The 15,183-nt window shown below is 70.1% G+C and carries 15 protein-coding genes; 8 read left to right on the forward strand and 7 right to left on the reverse strand.

The genetic code is table 11. From position 1 onward, the window contains the following. From SM418_RS18290 to SM418_RS18300, 3 genes are all read right to left on the reverse strand, one after another. On the reverse strand, window positions 1–765 hold a 765-nt coding region (locus tag SM418_RS18290), incomplete at its 3' end, for a DUF222 domain-containing protein (protein WP_371942472.1). Between the two features lie 740 nt (window positions 766–1,505). Then, entirely contained in the window at window positions 1,506–2,435 is a 930-nt protein-coding gene (locus tag SM418_RS18295) for an RNA polymerase sigma-70 factor (RefSeq protein WP_371942470.1), read from the reverse strand. Further along, window positions 2,435–3,190, reverse strand: coding sequence for an SDR family NAD(P)-dependent oxidoreductase (locus SM418_RS18300; RefSeq protein WP_371942469.1), 756 nt, complete (start codon window positions 3,188–3,190; stop codon window positions 2,435–2,437). The genes SM418_RS18295 and SM418_RS18300 overlap by 1 nt, the downstream gene beginning before the upstream one ends. Window positions 3,191–3,316: 126 nt before the next feature. Here SM418_RS18300 and SM418_RS18305 point away from each other — a divergent pair, with 126 nt between their 5' ends. Beyond that, on the forward strand, window positions 3,317–3,922 hold the full coding sequence (locus SM418_RS18305; protein ID WP_371942468.1) for a cadmium resistance transporter: 606 nt from the start codon (window positions 3,317–3,319) through the stop codon (window positions 3,920–3,922). On the opposite strand, the gene SM418_RS18310 is transcribed toward SM418_RS18305, so the two are convergent. Further along, the gene (locus SM418_RS18310; protein ID WP_371942467.1) at window positions 3,909–4,334 is read right to left on the reverse strand and encodes a hypothetical protein; all 426 of its coding nucleotides are present in this window, start codon (window positions 4,332–4,334) and stop codon (window positions 3,909–3,911) included. The genes SM418_RS18305 and SM418_RS18310 overlap by 14 nt on opposite strands. 72 nt (window positions 4,335–4,406) lie before the next feature. Then, a complete protein-coding gene (locus SM418_RS18315; RefSeq protein WP_371942466.1) occupies window positions 4,407–5,183 on the reverse strand; it encodes a class I SAM-dependent DNA methyltransferase in 777 nt (258 codons plus the stop codon). A 56-nt stretch (window positions 5,184–5,239) separates the two neighbouring features. Between SM418_RS18315 and SM418_RS18320 the strand changes: the two genes are divergently transcribed. Further along, window positions 5,240–6,199: an ArsR/SmtB family transcription factor gene (locus tag SM418_RS18320; RefSeq protein WP_371942465.1), complete on the forward strand. Its 960-nt coding sequence runs from the start codon at window positions 5,240–5,242 to the stop codon at window positions 6,197–6,199. Here SM418_RS18320 and SM418_RS18325 read toward each other — a convergent pair. Together SM418_RS18325 and casG are read right to left on the reverse strand one after the other, a co-directional pair. Then, window positions 6,189–6,689, reverse strand: coding sequence for a DUF6624 domain-containing protein (locus SM418_RS18325; protein WP_371942464.1), 501 nt, complete (start codon window positions 6,687–6,689; stop codon window positions 6,189–6,191). The two genes, SM418_RS18320 and SM418_RS18325, sit on opposite strands and share 11 nt — an antisense overlap. Window positions 6,690–6,781: 92 nt before the next feature. Beyond that, window positions 6,782–8,386 carry a steroid-24-oyl-CoA synthetase gene (casG, locus tag SM418_RS18330; RefSeq protein WP_371942463.1) on the reverse strand — a complete coding sequence of 535 codons (1,605 nt, stop codon included), beginning with the start codon at window positions 8,384–8,386 and terminating at the stop codon, window positions 6,782–6,784. 248 nt (window positions 8,387–8,634) lie between these two features. On the opposite strand from casG, the gene SM418_RS18335 reads away from it, so the two are divergent. The 6 genes from SM418_RS18335 to SM418_RS18360 all read left to right on the forward strand — a co-directional run bounded on the left by SM418_RS18335 (window position 8,635) and on the right by SM418_RS18360 (window position 15,105). Then, complete coding sequence (locus tag SM418_RS18335; protein WP_371942462.1) at window positions 8,635–9,396, forward strand: SDR family NAD(P)-dependent oxidoreductase; 762 nt, start codon at window positions 8,635–8,637, stop codon at window positions 9,394–9,396. A 165-nt stretch (window positions 9,397–9,561) separates the two neighbouring features. Then, a complete protein-coding gene (locus SM418_RS18340; RefSeq protein WP_371942461.1) occupies window positions 9,562–10,974 on the forward strand; it encodes an ABC transporter substrate-binding protein in 1,413 nt (470 codons plus the stop codon). Window positions 10,975–11,013: 39 nt separating this feature from the next. Then, window positions 11,014–13,224, forward strand: coding sequence for a branched-chain amino acid ABC transporter permease (locus SM418_RS18345; RefSeq protein ID WP_371942460.1), 2,211 nt, complete (start codon window positions 11,014–11,016; stop codon window positions 13,222–13,224). Beyond that, window positions 13,217–13,981 (forward strand): ABC transporter ATP-binding protein, encoded by a 765-nt coding sequence (locus tag SM418_RS18350; protein WP_371942459.1) that lies wholly within the window; start codon window positions 13,217–13,219, stop codon window positions 13,979–13,981. Before SM418_RS18345 ends, SM418_RS18350 begins: the two co-directional genes overlap by 8 nt. Further along, complete coding sequence (locus SM418_RS18355; RefSeq protein WP_371942458.1) at window positions 13,974–14,744, forward strand: ABC transporter ATP-binding protein; 771 nt, start codon at window positions 13,974–13,976, stop codon at window positions 14,742–14,744. The genes SM418_RS18350 and SM418_RS18355 overlap by 8 nt, the downstream gene beginning before the upstream one ends. Window positions 14,745–14,751: 7 nt before the next feature. Beyond that, entirely contained in the window at window positions 14,752–15,105 is a 354-nt protein-coding gene (locus tag SM418_RS18360) for a hypothetical protein (RefSeq protein WP_371942457.1), read from the forward strand. The last annotated feature ends 78 nt before the right edge of the window (window positions 15,106–15,183 follow it).

The raw sequence follows: 15,183 nt of genomic DNA on the forward strand, positions 1-15,183 counted from the left end.
GTCGGCGCGGATGGCGTTCAGAGGGCGGGTGTCGCCGTCGGTCTTGATGCCGCGCGCGGCGGCGGTGATCTTGTTGTGGATGGCGTGGGCGTCCTCAGGAGCCAGGTCGCACAGCGCGAGATCCGAAGTGCCGGACGGGTTGTCCCACACCTCCAGGCGCCGTTGCCGGACGGCTTCCCGTTTGCGTTCTTCGGTCGCCTCGGGTGCCAGGCGCTGCGCGATCCGTTTGATGCGGCGGCGCAGTTGCCCGGTGGTCTGCTCGGTCGCCTTCTCCAGCGCCGCTGATTCCACTCGGCCGGCTGTCTCGGGCGGCAGGTGCTCGGTGACCTCGCAGATGGTGCGGGCCTTGGCCATGTCGATCCGTCCGGCCTCCAACGCCGCCCCGCTCTCCGCCAGCGGCCCGGTCAACCGTTCCGCCAGGTGGACCAGGGTGGCGGCGGTGTTGCCGGTGACGGTCAGCGCGGCGGAGACCTCTTCGGTGACCGACTCGCGCGCTGACAGGATCCGGTAGTCGGGGTCGCCCTGGTCTTCGTCGGCGGTGCGGCGGCGGGCGAGCTCGGCGATCGCGGCCAGCTCCCGCGCTTGGGCCCAGGAGGTTTGCCTGCGTGCGGCGGCGGCGACTTGCAACAACTCGTCGTCGGTCAGGTCGTTCAGGCGGTTCTTCCCGCCGGACAGGCAGATCGCCAGTTGCGGGCCGGGCGGGAACCACTCCCGGTTCTCCCATTCACGCTGGCCGCCAGAGATTGTGGTGGCCTGGGCGGGCATCGACACCGGGGGTTCACCTCCCAACCTCAATTCCTGCCCCAATTATATTCGGCGCCCCCGCCGGAAGTGGTGGACAATTCAGACACGCCACATTTCTGTCACCGACTATTGTTACGGCCGGCGCACCAGAAAGGGACGTTCCTTGCGGTCGGTGGTCGTCCAACGGTTGGTGGGGGTTGAGCGCGGCTTTATCGGGGTCGGGGTGGTTGCTGCAGGTGGGCGGCTGGGGTGGCCTCCCGAAGGTGGGTGCGCACCGGACGGCGGGCTGCCGGTTGCTGTCACGTTGGTTGCGGTCGCCGGGTTGAGGGAGGTGTTCAGGTGGAAGCCGGGGCGCAGGGTTCTCGCGCCCCAGCACCCCAGCGCCCCAGCGCGCGCTTCGCGCGCGCCATCACCGACAACCCCCACCCACCGCCCGTCCTCGCCGACTGCTTTTCCGCGCGCAGCGCGGCACCGGCAGCACCCCGCGCCCACCCCGCAGCAAAACACCCCACCCAAACCACCACCGCAACCAACGTGACAGCAACCGGCAACACACAGAAACAAACGCACCCGCCTTCGGAAGGCCACCTCAGCTACCCACCCACAGCAACCACACAAAACCCGATAAAAGAAGACCTCGACCACGCGTGGCATAAGGAGACGCGGCAACCGCAACCCCGCGGCAAGCAGCGGGGCGCCCGAGCCGGGTCGCCCGCGAAGGCGTTTTGGCAGCCTGGTCGGGCGTGCAGCCATTTCTCCGGTCAATCCGCGGGCCGGTCCGGCGCTGTCGCCTCGTGGAAGGCCGCCCAGGCATCCGCCACAACCCCGACGTGCCCGAGTTTGTCGGGGTTGTTGACCGCGCGGATCGTCTGGATCCGTCCGTCGAGGATGTCGAGCGCCCAGGTGCTCAGGACCTTGCCGTCCCGGTCGCGGACGATCGCGCCCGGCTGGCCGTTCACCTGGTGCGGCTCCATCACCCCGCCGATCCGGGCGAACCGTGACACCGACCAGTCGAGCACCCGGACCACGTTCTCGGTACCGATGATCCGGCTGCCGAACTGCGGGGCCTTGCCCCCGCCGTCGCCGACCATCTGGACGTCGGCGGCCAGCAGCTCCCGCAGCCCGTCGACGTCCCCGTCCCGGAAGGCGTCGAGGAACCGCCCGGCGAGTTCCTCGCGCTCGGTCCGGCGGGCCTCGAACCGGGGCCGGCCCGCGTCCATGTGGCGGCGTGCCCGCACCGCGAGCTGGCGGCACGCGGCCTCCGAACGCCCCACCGCCGCAGCGACCTCGCCGAACCCGAACCCGAACACGTCCCGCAGCACGAAGACCGCGCGTTCGAGGGGGCTCAGCCGCTCCAGCAGCAACAGGGCCGCCATCGACAGCGAGTCGGCCAGCTCCGCCGCGCGCTCCGGATCCTGGTAGGGGTCGGTCAGCAGCGGCTCGGGGAACCACGGGCCGACGTACTCCTCCCGCCGTACCCGGGCCGAGCGCAGGACGTCGATCGATATCCGGGTGACCACCGCCGAAAGGAAGGACTTGGTGGACGCGGGTGGTGTCGGTGAGGCCGTGTAGCGCAGCCATGTTTCCTGGACCGCGTCCTCGGCCTCGGTCACGCTGCCCAGGATGCGGTAGGCGATCGAGAACAGCAGTGGCCGCAGCTCCTCGAACTCCTCGTTCTTCGTCCGATCCATCACCAGGCCACCGGGCCCTCTCCGGCGAAGAATCCCGCGGTCGGTCCGTCCGCGCCGAGTGTGGCCAGGCGCACCACGACCGCGGCGCCCTCCGCGACGGTGAGCACCCCGGTGTGGTCGTTGCTGTCGGTGTCGACGAAGCCGGGCGCGACGGCGTTGACGAGGATGCCGTCCTTCCGCAGCTCGTTGGCGTACTGCACGGTCAGTGCGTTGAGCGCGGTCTTGGACGGTGAGTACGCAGCCGACGGCAGCAGCGCCGCGAAGGGGCCGTCCGGGTCGCTGAAGAGGGTCAGCGACGCGGCGTGGCTGCTGACGTTCACGACGCGCGGCGCGGCCGACCGCCGCAGCAGCGGGAGCATGGCGTTGGTCACGGTGATCACCCCGACGACGTTGGTCTCGAACACGGCCCGGACCATCTCCAGGTCGACGACGCTGGGGACCTGGTCGTGGGCGTCCTCGGGCGAGACCTGCCCGGAGCCGGTGATGCCGGCGTTGTTGACCAGGACGTCGAGGCGACCGAAGCGCTCCTCGATCTGACGCGCGGCCTCCAGGACGGTCGCCGGGTCGGTGACGTCCAGGGCCACCGCGTGCACGTCACCGCCCGCCGCGCGCAGTGCCGCAGCGGCCTCCTCCCCGCGGCGCCGGTCTCTGGCGCCGATGAAGACCGTCGTCCCGAGCGCGGCGAGCTGCTCGGCGACCCCGCGCCCGATCCCCTTGTTCGCCCCGGTGACCAGCGCGACCTTCTGCCCGCCCATGGTTGACTCCTTCGTCATAGAGGTGCGTCCCTTCCCGGAACCCGTCTTCGCGACCCGAGACGAGACAGCCGGGACCTCTGTGACATGTGGACGCCGAGCCGGGCCCTCCCGGTAGGTTTGCGAGCCGTGAGCGGGTTTGGGGGGACCATCGCGACGGCGGTCGGCATGTTCGTCGGGACGAACATCGACGACATCATCGTGCTGACGGTGCTTTTCCTGTCGTCGCGGGCGGCGGGCAGCCCCCGGCCGTGGCAGATCTGGGGCGGACAGTACGCCGGGATCGCCGTCCTGGTGTTCGTGTCGGTGGTCGCCGCGCTCGGCCTCACGTTCGTGCCGGACGACTGGGTCGGCCTACTCGGCCTGCTCCCTTTCGCCCTGGGCGTCAAGGGCCTCGTCGCGGCCGTTCGCGCCCACCGAGACGGCGAGGACGCCTCGCCCGTCGTCGCCTCCGGCCTTTTCTCGGTCGCGGGGGTGACCATCGCCAATGGCGCCGACAATATCTCGGTCTACACGCCGGTTTTCCGCACCATTGGCGCCGGTCCCACCATCCTCACCATTGTGGTGTTCACCGCCGACGTCGCCCTGTGGTGCCTGGCCGGTTCCTGGCTCGGCTCCCACAAGAAGGTCATCGAGATCGTGGAACGCTACGGCCAATGGCTCGTCCCCGCCGTCTTCGTCGCCATCGGGGCCCTCATCGTGGCCGAGTCCGGCGTCCTCCTCAAGATCTTCTGACGGCGGTTCGCTGCCTGAGCCGCCGAAACGCCCACGCACTCCAGTACCCGAGGGCGACCAGACCGCCCACGAAGAGCAGCGTCACCAGGAGCCAGTCCCACGACCAGGTAGCGGGATAGACCAGGACGCGGGATCCGGTGTCGCGTGCTTTCACGCGATCTCCCACGTGGTCGACGGAGCCGCCGCTGGCCAGCCGGACGTTGCGGCGCACTCTGGAGCCGTCGTCGGAGATGAAGTCGCCCCGCCATGAGCAGGTCTTGCCGCAGTCCTCGTCCCGGGCGGTGAAAACGCCCGGCTCGCCGACGCGGAACAGGGCGGCGTACGACGGCCGCAGGTCCTGTGCCGCGTAGAAGACGAGGACGGCCGCCGTCAACGGCATGATCACCTTGAAGACCCACGTCCCATCCCGCATGTCGCACCCCCATATTGGAGACGCCTGACCCCCATCTCTCGATTGCCTGTCCGCTCCTGGTTGCGAAAGCGCTCAGCGGGGTGTGTTCGCGCGGTGTTCGTAGACGCTGATGTGGCGCCAGCTGATGGATGTGTAGGGCTCGCCTTTCCAGCCGCCCCAACGCTCGCGCAGGCGGAGACCGGCGATTCGGGCCATCAGATCGAACTCCGGTGGATTGGCCAGGCGGAGCCTGATGGGGCTGAAGACGATGCCCTCCGTGCTGATGCTGACATGATTCTCGTCCAGGATCTGGGTCACGGGGTCGTAGCGGCAGACGTCCAGTCCGACGGCGTCGACGTCGATGTGCTCGGGGTCGACGAACCGGTGGCCGGGGCGTGCCGGGGCCGTGGGTATGCGGCATTCGAGGACGAACACCCCGTCGTCGGCCAGGTGCCGGGCGGCGTTCTCGAAGCAGCGGACCTGGTCGTCCTGGGTGAGCACGTTGCCGATCGTGTTGAACACCAGGTAGACGAGGCCGTAGGTGCGTCCGGTGGTGGCGCGGGACATGTCGCCCATGGTCACCTCGATCCGGTCGCCGTCCGGCTTCTCGCGGATCCGGTCCACCATGTCCGGCGACAGTTCGATGCCGTCCACCTGCACGCCGGCCCTCAGCAGCGGCAGTGCGATGCGCCCGGTGCCGACCGCGAACTCCAGCGCGGGACGCCCATTGGCGAGGCCCGCGAGGAATGCGACCGTCTGGTCCTCGTCACCTCGATGGTCCTCGACGTCGTAACGCTTGGACGCCTCCGGGCCGAAGCTGGTCCGAGGGTCGAAGCCCTTCATGTGCACGCCCTTCCGTTCGGGGGTCATGAAGGCCAGTCCACGCCGGGGGAGCGCTGCGGCCAAGAGATGTAGCGTGGGGCTTAATGATCAGCTTCGAGCTCGGTGTCGAGGACCTCGCGGACACCCGGTTCGCCCTGTCGCCGCTGGACGAGACGGCGCTGAGCCTGCGCGTGCTGCGCGAGCCCGGTCTGCAGGCGGTGCATCTGCCGTGGCGCAGGTTCGCGCTCGCCCGTCTCGACCCGCGCGACGTCCGCCTGCTGACCTCCCTGGTCGGGACGAGGCTGGCCATCCCCGACTTCCTGGGACCGCGCCCCACGACCTTCGCGCCGAGGTTCGAGGACGAGCTGTCCATCGTCCGGCGGACGCCTCCGGAACTCGTCCGCAGGGACATGGAGGCCGCCCTCGTTCAGGCGACGCCACCGGACGACGCCGCGGCCGTCAGGCTCCGCGATGACGCATGCGATGTGCTGCACCGGTACTGGCGGACGGTGCTCGAACCGGTATGGCCGCAGATGCGGCTGCTGCTGGAGGCCGACATGACGTACCGGGCGCGGCAATTGGCCGTGGGCGGCGCGCGGCTGCTGTTCGCCGACATGCACCCGAACCTGCGCTGGCAGGACGGCGTGCTCCACATCGACAAGATGATCGGACGGCACCGCGTGGCGGTGGCCGGGCGCGGACTGCTGCTCATGCCGGCGGTGTTCGCCCACAAGCCCGCCCCACCCGTCCACCCGGACGAGCCGCCCAGCCTGTCCTATCCCAGCCGCGGGGTCGCCACCCTGTGGGCGGCGGCACCGGAACCGGACGACACCGCGCTGACGTCCGTGCTGGGCCAGCGCCGCGCCGCCCTGCTCGCTGTCCTGGACGAACCGCTGCCGACGGTGGAACTCGCGCGCCGTCTCAACGTGACCCCCAGCGCCGTCTCCCAGCATCTGCGAGTTCTGTACGCGGCGGGCCTGCTCACCCGGGCCCGCGACGGGCGGCACGTCCTGTACCGCCGAAGCGACCTCGGGGATCAGCTCACGAGGGGGGTCAGGGGGTGAGGCGGCGGATCTGGGCGTCGTACTCGGCCATGGGTTGCAGGCCCACGGCCGCGCGCCGGTCGTCGAGGCTGCCCGAGTCCTCGATCGGCTGCGGGCCGAAGCCCGTCTCGGTCATCCCGTACTGGGTTCCGTACAGCTGCGGACGGCCGGCGTTGACGCGGACGCGGTCCTCCAGGTAGGCGAGGTCCTTGCGTTCGGCGTCCCCGCGCTCGGCCGCCTCCGCCATGGCCTCCAGGAACATGCGCTGGACGTGCGGTTTCCGGTCGGCGTGCTGGGCGAGCAGCCAGGCCGCGTGCGCGCCCTCCGGGCCGACCGCCGCGATGCCGGGCCACCCGGACCGGCGGACGAGCCGGGCGAGCCACCGCGTGTTGCGCCGGTCGATCCAGATCCCGCGCAGCCCCTGCCAGATCGTCATCCGGCCCGTCCCCGCGGCCGGTTCCCTGACCCGCTGGTCCCGTTCGGCTCGGCGCAGTAACTCTTCACGCGACATGCCGCCATTCTGCCCATCCGACAGGGGCCGAGAACACTTCGCAGGTGGCGCGGGAAGGCAGCCAACCGGCCGCCGCCGACAGTCGGGGTCGTTCAGGAGATGTCGGTCTCGACCTGCTTGCGGAGGACCTTGCCGGTCGCGTTGCGGGGGAGCGGGTCGCTCGTGACGTGCCAGCGGGACGGGACCTTGAAGTAGGCGAGCCGCTCCTTCGCGAAGTCCGCCAGCTCCTCGGTCGAGGGAAGATCGTCACCGGCGGAGACGACGACCGCCGCGACCTCCTGGCCGAGCTCGGGGTGCGGGACGCCGATGACGATGCACTCGGAGACCCCCGGGTACTCGGCGAGGACGTTCTCGATCTCGATCGGGTAGACGTTCTCGCCGCCGCGGATGATCAGGTCGGAGCGGCGGGTGGTGAGCCGCAGCCGGCCGTTCTCGATCATGCCGATGTCGCCGGTGCGCAGCCAGCGGTCCGCGTCGATGCTCGCGGCGGTGGCTTCCGGGTCCCGCCAGTAGCCGATCATGTTGTAGGCGCTGCGGGCGCACACCTCGCCCTCGGCGCCGTCCGGGACCGGCCTGCCCTCGGCGTCGCGGATCTCCACCTGGACGCCGATGTTGGGGGCGCCGAGCGTCCCCGGCGCCTCGGCGAGGTCCATCGGGGTGGCGACGGAGATGGCGGTGCACGACTCGGTCAGGCCGTAGCTGTCGACCAGGGCGCCGCGCGCCGGCGGGAACACGGCCTGGAGCCGCTCCTTGAACGCGGGCGAGGAGGGCGCCGAGGCCAGCGCGAACCCGGTCAGCGACGACAGGTCGTACTTCGACAGGTCGCCGTGCTCCATCATGCGGTGCGCCATCGTGGGGACGGCGCCCCAGTTCGTGACCTTCTCCTGCTCGACCAGGCTCAGCACCCCGTCCACGTCGAAGCCGCCCATGTGCATGACCACGGCGGTGCCGGTGGCCAGCCGCGGGACGGCCAGGTTGTGCAGCGACGCGATGTGGAACAGCGGCAGCGCGAGCAGGTAGCGGCGGCCCGAGGCGTCGATGCCGAACGCGCCCATGAGGGCGTCGTTGTACCGGTGGTACTCGACCACCGAGGTGAGGTTCCGGTGCGAGTGGACGGCGCCCTTGGGGCGTCCCGACGTGCCGCTCGTGTAGAGGATGACCGCCGGGTCGTCCTCGGCGACGTCCGGGATGTCCAGCTCCGCGTCCGGGTAGCGCCCCATCAGCGAGGGGACGTCCTTCTCGACGGTCAGGACGTCCTCGGAGATCAGCGCCGCGCGCTTGGCGTCGGCGATGACGACCTTCGGGTCGGTGTGGCCGAGCGCGTACTCGATCTCGCGCGGCGCCCACCAGGCGTTGTAGCCGACCGGGACGGCGCCGGCGGCGACCGCGGCCCAGAAGGAGACGATCCACTCGGGGCTGTTGGCCGCGTTGATCGCGATGCGGTCGCCGGGCCGCACGCCGAGGTCATCCCGCAGCGCCTTCGCCATCGACGCGACGGCGGCGGCGTGCTCGGCGAACGTCAGCCGGCGCGTCGCGGTGACGATGTAGTCGCGGTCGCCGTACTCCGCCGACCGGGCCAGCACCTCACCGAGGCTGCGGGCGCGGTTCGCGAACACGGGCAGCCGCGCGCCGAGCACCTCCTCCTCCCGGAGTTCGAACTCGCCCCCGGGACCGGTCAGCTGCTGGATGATCTCCATCGGAACCCCTCCTCCTCGCCGGACGGCCCATTGTGGGCTGCCGCACACCGGGTTCACCAGGGCTTTCCGCTCAGCGGGACGATCGGGCGGACCGTTCCACACAAGTCATTCCCGCTGAGCGGGACTGGACCTTTTGCGTGCGCCGCGTCACATCACCATGACCGCACCAGGACTGAGAAGACCGGACTGACCGGGCAAGATCCGGCAGACCGGGCTAGGCGCGCTAGCAGGACTGAGCAGGAGAACCGATGGGAAGCCTCAGCGACAGGGTCGCGATCGTCACCGGAGCGGGACAGGGCGTAGGGCAGGGCATCGCCCTCGCACTGGCCTCCGAGGGCGCGGCGATCGCCGTGCTCGGCCGCACGGCGGCCAAGCTGGACACGACCTGTGAGCTGATCCGGGAACGCGGTGCGAAGGCCGCCCCGTTCGTCTGCGACGTCGCGGACACCGAGGAGATCCCCGGCGTGGTGGAACGGGTCGCCGAGACGTTCGGCGGCGTCGACATCCTGGTGAACAACGCCTACTCGGGCTCCTACGGCCCGCTCCTGGAGATGAGCGACGCGAAGTTCCAGAAGGGCTTCGTCACCGGCCCGTTCGCCGCGTTCGCGTTCATGAAGGCTTGCCACCCGCACATGAAGGCTCGGGGCGGCGGCAGCATCGTCAACCTGGTCACGTCCGCCATGGTCCGCTGGGACCCGGCGACGTACGGCGCCTACGCCGCCGCCAAGCAGGCCCTCCGCTCGCTGACCCGCACGGCGGCGGCCGAGTGGGGGCCGGACGGCATCCGCGCCAACAACATCGCCCCCCACGCCCTGTCGCCGGGGCTGAAGTGGTGGGCGGAGAACAACCCCGAGGCGGCCGAGGAGTTCCGCAAGACGATCCCGCTCGGCTACATCGGCGACTGCGAGGACGACATCGGCAAGGCCGTGGTGGCGCTCGTCCAGCCGGCGATGCGCTACCTCACCGGGGCGACCATCCCGCTGGACGGCGGCCAGGCCAACTTCGGTTAGCGCCGTCGACGCAGGGCCGGTTGCGGCCCTGAGCAGAACACGAACACCTCACGGATCCCGGCCTGCCACAGGTGTGCCGCTGATTCGCTCCCACCCAGACCCCGTCCCCCGCCTGCCCGAAATACCACTCGCCGCCGCGGCGGCCGGTGAAAGGAGTACGACCGGATGAAGGTCGACAAGATCGGACGCCTCGCAGCGGGCGCCCTCGCGGTCGCGCTCGTGACCGCGTCCTGTTCCAGCGAGCGTTCGGGTACCGACGGCGTCTCCGACGGCAACGGCTCGGGCGGCGGCACGGCCGTGTCGAGCAAGACGTTCGGGACGCTGGCCTCCCCCTGCGGTCCCGGCGACGCCAAGGGCAAGACCGACCAGGGCGTCACCGACGACGCCATCACCGTCGGCTTCGGCGACGACCGCGGCTTCACCGCCGCGCCCGGCCTGTCCAAGGAGATGGGCGACGCCGTCGCCGCGATGATCGACTGGTGCAACGACCAGGGCGGCATCAACGGACGCAAGATCAAGGGCAACCAGTACGACGCCGCCTACATGCAGTCCGCGAAGGTGGTGCAGGAGTCCTGCAAGCAGGACTTCATGCTCGTCGGGCAGGGCTTCGCGATGGACGAGGCCGCCGAGCAGTACCGGGTGGGGTGCAAGCTGCCGACGGTCGCGGGCTTCACCGTCGGCCCGAACTCCTCGATGGGCCCGATGAAGTACGAGGCCGTCCCGTACCCGGTGGACATGATGAACATCGGCGGGCTCCGCATCGCCGAGAAGCTGTTCCCCGACTTCAAGGGTAAGACGGACATCCTGCTGTCCACCTCCCCGGCCGTCAGCGCCGGCACCGGCAAGATCGCCGGCGCCATGAAGGAGATCGGCGTCAAGCCGCTCAACTGCGGCGTCCGGCTGAACGACAAGGGCGAGAGCAGCTACATGCCGTTCGCCGAGAAGATCAAGAAGTGCGGGGCGGGCTACCTGTGGTCGTCCGACTCGCCCGACGCCGGCCAGTTCAGCCTGCTGGAGTCGATCGAGCGGGCCGGCGCCAAGCCGAAGTACCTGTTCGAGGCGACCTGGTACAGCCCGCTCGTGTCCAAGTGGAACACCTCGGGCGCGGGTGACAACCTGCACATCGGCATGATCTTCCAGCCGCTGGAGAACGCGGACAAGGTCCCGGCCGTCAAGCAGTACACCGACGTCGTGAGCGCCAAGAACGGCAAGGTCGCGATGCTCGGCATGCAGGCCACCTCGTCGTTCCTGCTGTGGGCGCAGTCCGCGCAGAAGTGCGGCTCGGACCTCACCCGGCAGTGCGTGATCAACGAGCTGTCGAAGGTGCACGAGTGGACGGGCGGCGGCCTGCACGCGCCCACCGACCCGGGCAACAACAAGCCGGCGTCCTGCTCGCTGATGGTCAAGCTCAACAAGACCAAGTACGAGCAGGTCTACCCCAAGAACGTCGGCGAGTTCGAGTGCGGTCCGGAGTTCGTCGTCAAGACCGACCCGAAGACCTCGGGCGTGAAGCTGAACGACGACCGGATCTCGACGAAGTTCCTGACCGGCGACGTCATCAAGCCCCAGTCCTCCTGATCCGACCGCCGGAGGCGGTGACCACATGGCGGTGAGCAAGTGACGACGTTCCTGACCTATACGATCCTGGGGCTGGTCCTGGGGTCGGTCTACTCCATCGCGGCATCGGGGCTCGTACTCACGTACAACACCTCGGGCATCTTCAACTTCGCCCACGGCGCGCAAGCGATGTTCGGCACGTTCCTGTACTGGCACTTCACCGAGCGGTGGGGCTGGCCGGTGTGGCTCGCGCTGATCGTCGTGATCGGGCTGGTCGGTCCAGCGATGGGCGCCGCGCTGCATGCCGCGATCATGAAGGGCCTGCGCGGCACCGCCGACGTCACGAAGATCATCGTGACGGTGGCGGTGCTGCTCGGCACCGTCTACCTGGCCCAGTGGATCTGGAATCCGGACGAGGCCCACAGCGTGGACATGTTCTTCGGTGCGGGCTCGAAGATCACGGTGGCCGGCGTGGTGATCCGTTACCACGAGATCGTCTGCCTGGTCGCCGCCGTGGTGATCGCCGTCGGGCTGCGGGTGCTGTTCACCCGCAGCCGGACGGGCGTGATCATGCGCGGCTCGGTCGACGATCCCGACCTGCTGCGCCTGAGCGGCCACGACCCCGAGCGCGCCGCGATGCTGTCGTGGGCGCTCGGCTCCACGCTCGCCGTCCTCGCCGGGGTGCTGATCGTGCCCATCAGCGGCGGCGGGCTGGACGCGAACGCGCTGACCCTGCTGGTGATCGACGCGTTCGCGGCGGCGATGTTCGGCCGGCTGCGCAGCATCCCCCGCACGTTCGTCGGGGCGATGGTGCTCGGCCTCGCCGCCAACTACGTGCTCGCCTACCTGCCGTCGGCGGGCACGTTCACCGGCAACCTGCGCGTCTCGCTGCCGATGATCATCCTGTTCGTGGTGCTGGTGGTGCTGCCCCAGGACCGGCTGCGCGGGGCCGCGGTCCGGACCCGCGAGCGGTACCGGGTGCCGAGCGTCCGGAGCGCGGCCGTGTGGGGCCTCGTGCTGGTCGCCGTCGTCTACCTCTACAGCCTGCTGCTGTCGGACGGCGCCGTCACCACGTTCTCGCTCGGCATGACGTTCGCGATCATCGCGCTGTCGCTGACCGTCCTCACCGGCTACGCGGGCGAGCTGAACCTCGCACCGCTGGCGTTCGGCGCGGTCGCGACCGTGGTCGCGTTCCACGCCGGCGTGGAGGGCACGGGCCTCGATGCGCGGATGAACGTCCAGGGCGTGCTGCTGGCCGTCGCGGCGGCGGCGCTCGTCGGCGGGCTCGTCGCGCTGCCGGCGCTGCGGCTGCGCGGCCTCTACCTCGCCCTCGCCACGATGGCGTTCGGCGAGTTCCTGTCGAACATGGTGTTGCGCGACACCACCGAGCACAAGCTGTTCGGGTTCACCTTCACCCTGTTCCCGGACGGGTCGCTGGTCGTCCCGCCGCTCAAGGTCGGCCCGCTCGACCTGCGGGACGGGACGACGTCGCTGATGACGGCCACCGTGCTGTTCGCGCTGATCGCGATCGGGCTCGCTGCGCTGCGCAACAGCGGGTACGGGCGGCGGCTCGCGGCGATGAAGGACAGCCCGGCGGCGTCGGCGATGCTCGGCCAGAACCTGGTCCGGCTGAAGCTGAGCGTCTTCATGATCTCCGCGGCGATCGCGGGGCTCGGCGGCGTGCTGATGTCGGCGGCGACCGGGACCGTCGGGCAGGACAACTTCACGTTCATCGGAAGCCTCGCGCTGCTGATGCTCGTCGTGGTCGCCGGCATCGGCTACCTCAGCGGCGCGCTGATCGGCGGGCTGATCGCGGGCGTCGGCTCGGCCGTGCTCGTGTCGACGTTCAGCGAGCTGGCCCTGGAGAACGAGGGCATGGCGACGATCTACAAGGCGATCGGCCACCTCGTCCTCGTCGGGACGGCGCTGGTCGGGATGGGCGTCGGCCGGAACCCGAGCGGTTTCCTGCACGACCTCATCGGGGGCTACCGGGCGATGCGGGACGCCAAACCCGTCCTGTACGGGGCGGGGGCGCTCGGCGTCGTCCTCTACCTGCTCGCGCTCACCGGCGTGATCGGGACGTGGACGTTCGCGCTCATAGCCCTGTGCGTGGTCATGCTGCTGCCCGTCTTCGGTCGCATGTACCTGGACGAGGGGCGGCGCAACCGTCCGACACCGCTGGAACTCATCGGCGTGGACGAGCCCTACACCGACGAATTGCGCGCGCGCCTCGACCGCGAACTCGGCCTGAAGGGAGGGGTCCATGCCTGAAACACCGTCCTTGAATGAGACGGCGCTGCTCGAAACAAGGGGCATCACCGTCCGGTTCGGCGGCAACACCGCCGTCGACGATGTCAGCCTCACTATGGGCGAGGGGCAGATCACCGGGCTGATCGGCCCGAACGGCGCCGGCAAGACCACGATGTTCAACACCATCACGGGCTTGCAGAAGCCCGCGTCCGGCCAGGTGCTGCTGGACGGGGACGACATCACCAAACTGTCCCCGGCCAAGCGCGCGCGCCGCGGCATGGCGCGGACGTTCCAGCGCCTGGAGCTGTTCCTGTCGCTGTCGGTGCGCGACAACGTCCGCGTCGCCGGCGACATCCTGCGCAGCAACACCCGCAAGCGATTCGACCTGGACGAGCAGACCGACAGGGTCCTCGAACGGACCGGGCTCACCGACATCGCCGACCGCGATGTTTCCGACATCCCGATCGGACGGGCCCGCGTCGTGGAGGTCGCTCGCGCGCTGATGACCTCACCGCGCGTCCTGCTGCTGGACGAACCCGCGTCCGGGCAGACCGAGCGCGAGACGGAGGAGTTCGCCGAGATGCTGACCGGCCTCGCCGGCGAGGGTCTCGCGATCTGCCTCGTCGAGCACGACCTGCCGCTCGTCATGAAGCTGTGCTCGTCGATCCACGTCCTCGACTACGGCGCGCTCATCGCGTCCGGCGCGCCGGCGGAGATCAAGGAGTCTCCCGAGGTCATCGCCGCCTACATCGGCACGGAGGAGGCGTCGCATGCCTGACCCGAAGGTGGTCCCCGAGCCGCGGACGGAGCCGCGGACGGCGCCCGGGGAGGGGACGGCGGAGGCCGAGCCGCTGCTCGAACTGGTGGACGTCCGCGCGGGCTACGGCGCGATCGAGGTCCTGCACGGCGTGAACCTGGCGCTGAAGCCGGGGTCGCTGCTGGCCCTGCTCGGCCCGAACGGCGGCGGGAAGTCGACCACGATGCGCGTGTGCGCGGGCCTGCATCCCCCGACCGGCGGCGAGCTGCGGTTCGCCGGACGCAAGGTGAACGGCATCTCGGCGCAGGACGCGGCCCGCCTCGGCGTGTGCTCGATCCCCGAGGGCCGCGGGATCTTCCCGAACCTGACGGTGCGGGAGAACCTGTGGGCCGCCACCGGAACCGGCGCCAAGCTGGAGGACCTGGAGGACAAGGCGTACGGCCGGTTCCCGATCCTCGGCGAGCGCCGCCACCAGCTCGCCGGATCCATGTCCGGCGGCGAGCAGCAGATGCTCGCGCTGTCGCGCGCGCTCGGCACCGATCCGGCGGTGCTGCTGCTCGACGAGCTGTCCATGGGCCTCGCGCCCATGATCGTCACCCGGATGTACGAGACGGTCGCCGAGCTGGTCGAGGGCGGCCTGTCGGTGCTGGTGGCGGAGCAGTTCGCCCGCGCCGTCCTGCCGATCGCCGACACCGCCGCGCTGATGCTGCACGGGCGCGTGGTGGCGGTCGGCCCGCCCGAAGAGATCGAAGACCGGCTGTCCAGCGATTACCTGGGAGGTTGACCCCATCATGCTCACTGAGGAACGGCGCCAGCAGTTCAAGGACGACGTGGCGAACCAGAAGCTGAAGACCGATCAGTCCCGCTTCGACGGGGTGCTGCGCATCGCCGGTCTCGTCGCGATGGTCGCCGGCGTCGCGGGCGCGTTCATCGCCTACAACGTCTCGCTCGCCAAGGACGACATGCGGGACGTGGGCTCGCTGCAGACCCTCGCCATCGGGTTCCTGGCCGTGACCGTCCTCGGCGCGGCCCTCTACCTGGCCGCCGCCGTCACCCGCGTGCTGCGGCTGTGGCTGCTGCGCCAGCTCGTGGAGCAGCAGGCGCAGGCCGACCAGATCGCCGGCGCGCTGCGCCAGAAGGGATAGCGGGGAGGCGGGTCGACGCTCCCAGTCAGCGGGATGTCCGGAGTGTTCGGACATCCCGCTGATTAACGTTCTGTTCCG

The organism is Actinomadura chokoriensis (assembly GCF_041463665.1).
GTDB lineage: Bacteria > Actinomycetota > Actinomycetes > Streptosporangiales > Streptosporangiaceae > Spirillospora > Spirillospora chokoriensis_A.

Coding starts and splice junctions, on each gene's coding strand:
- SM418_RS18320 (WP_371942465.1), top strand. CDS start 5,240: ATGATCAGCTTCGAGCTCGGTGTCGAGGACCTCGCGGACACCCGGTTC.
- SM418_RS18340 (WP_371942461.1), top strand. CDS start 9,562: ATGAAGGTCGACAAGATCGGACGCCTCGCAGCGGGCGCCCTCGCGGTC.
- SM418_RS18335 (WP_371942462.1), top strand. CDS start 8,635: ATGGGAAGCCTCAGCGACAGGGTCGCGATCGTCACCGGAGCGGGACAG.
- SM418_RS18310 (WP_371942467.1), bottom strand. CDS start 4,334: ATGCGGGATGGGACGTGGGTCTTCAAGGTGATCATGCCGTTGACGGCG.
- SM418_RS18355 (WP_371942458.1), top strand. CDS start 13,974: ATGCCTGACCCGAAGGTGGTCCCCGAGCCGCGGACGGAGCCGCGGACG.
- SM418_RS18360 (WP_371942457.1), top strand. CDS start 14,752: ATGCTCACTGAGGAACGGCGCCAGCAGTTCAAGGACGACGTGGCGAAC.
- SM418_RS18350 (WP_371942459.1), top strand. CDS start 13,217: ATGCCTGAAACACCGTCCTTGAATGAGACGGCGCTGCTCGAAACAAGG.
- SM418_RS18295 (WP_371942470.1), bottom strand. CDS start 2,435: ATGGATCGGACGAAGAACGAGGAGTTCGAGGAGCTGCGGCCACTGCTG.
- casG (WP_371942463.1), bottom strand. CDS start 8,386: ATGGAGATCATCCAGCAGCTGACCGGTCCCGGGGGCGAGTTCGAACTC.
- SM418_RS18315 (WP_371942466.1), bottom strand. CDS start 5,183: ATGACCCCCGAACGGAAGGGCGTGCACATGAAGGGCTTCGACCCTCGG.
- SM418_RS18300 (WP_371942469.1), bottom strand. CDS start 3,190: ATGGGCGGGCAGAAGGTCGCGCTGGTCACCGGGGCGAACAAGGGGATC.
- SM418_RS18325 (WP_371942464.1), bottom strand. CDS start 6,689: ATGTCGCGTGAAGAGTTACTGCGCCGAGCCGAACGGGACCAGCGGGTC.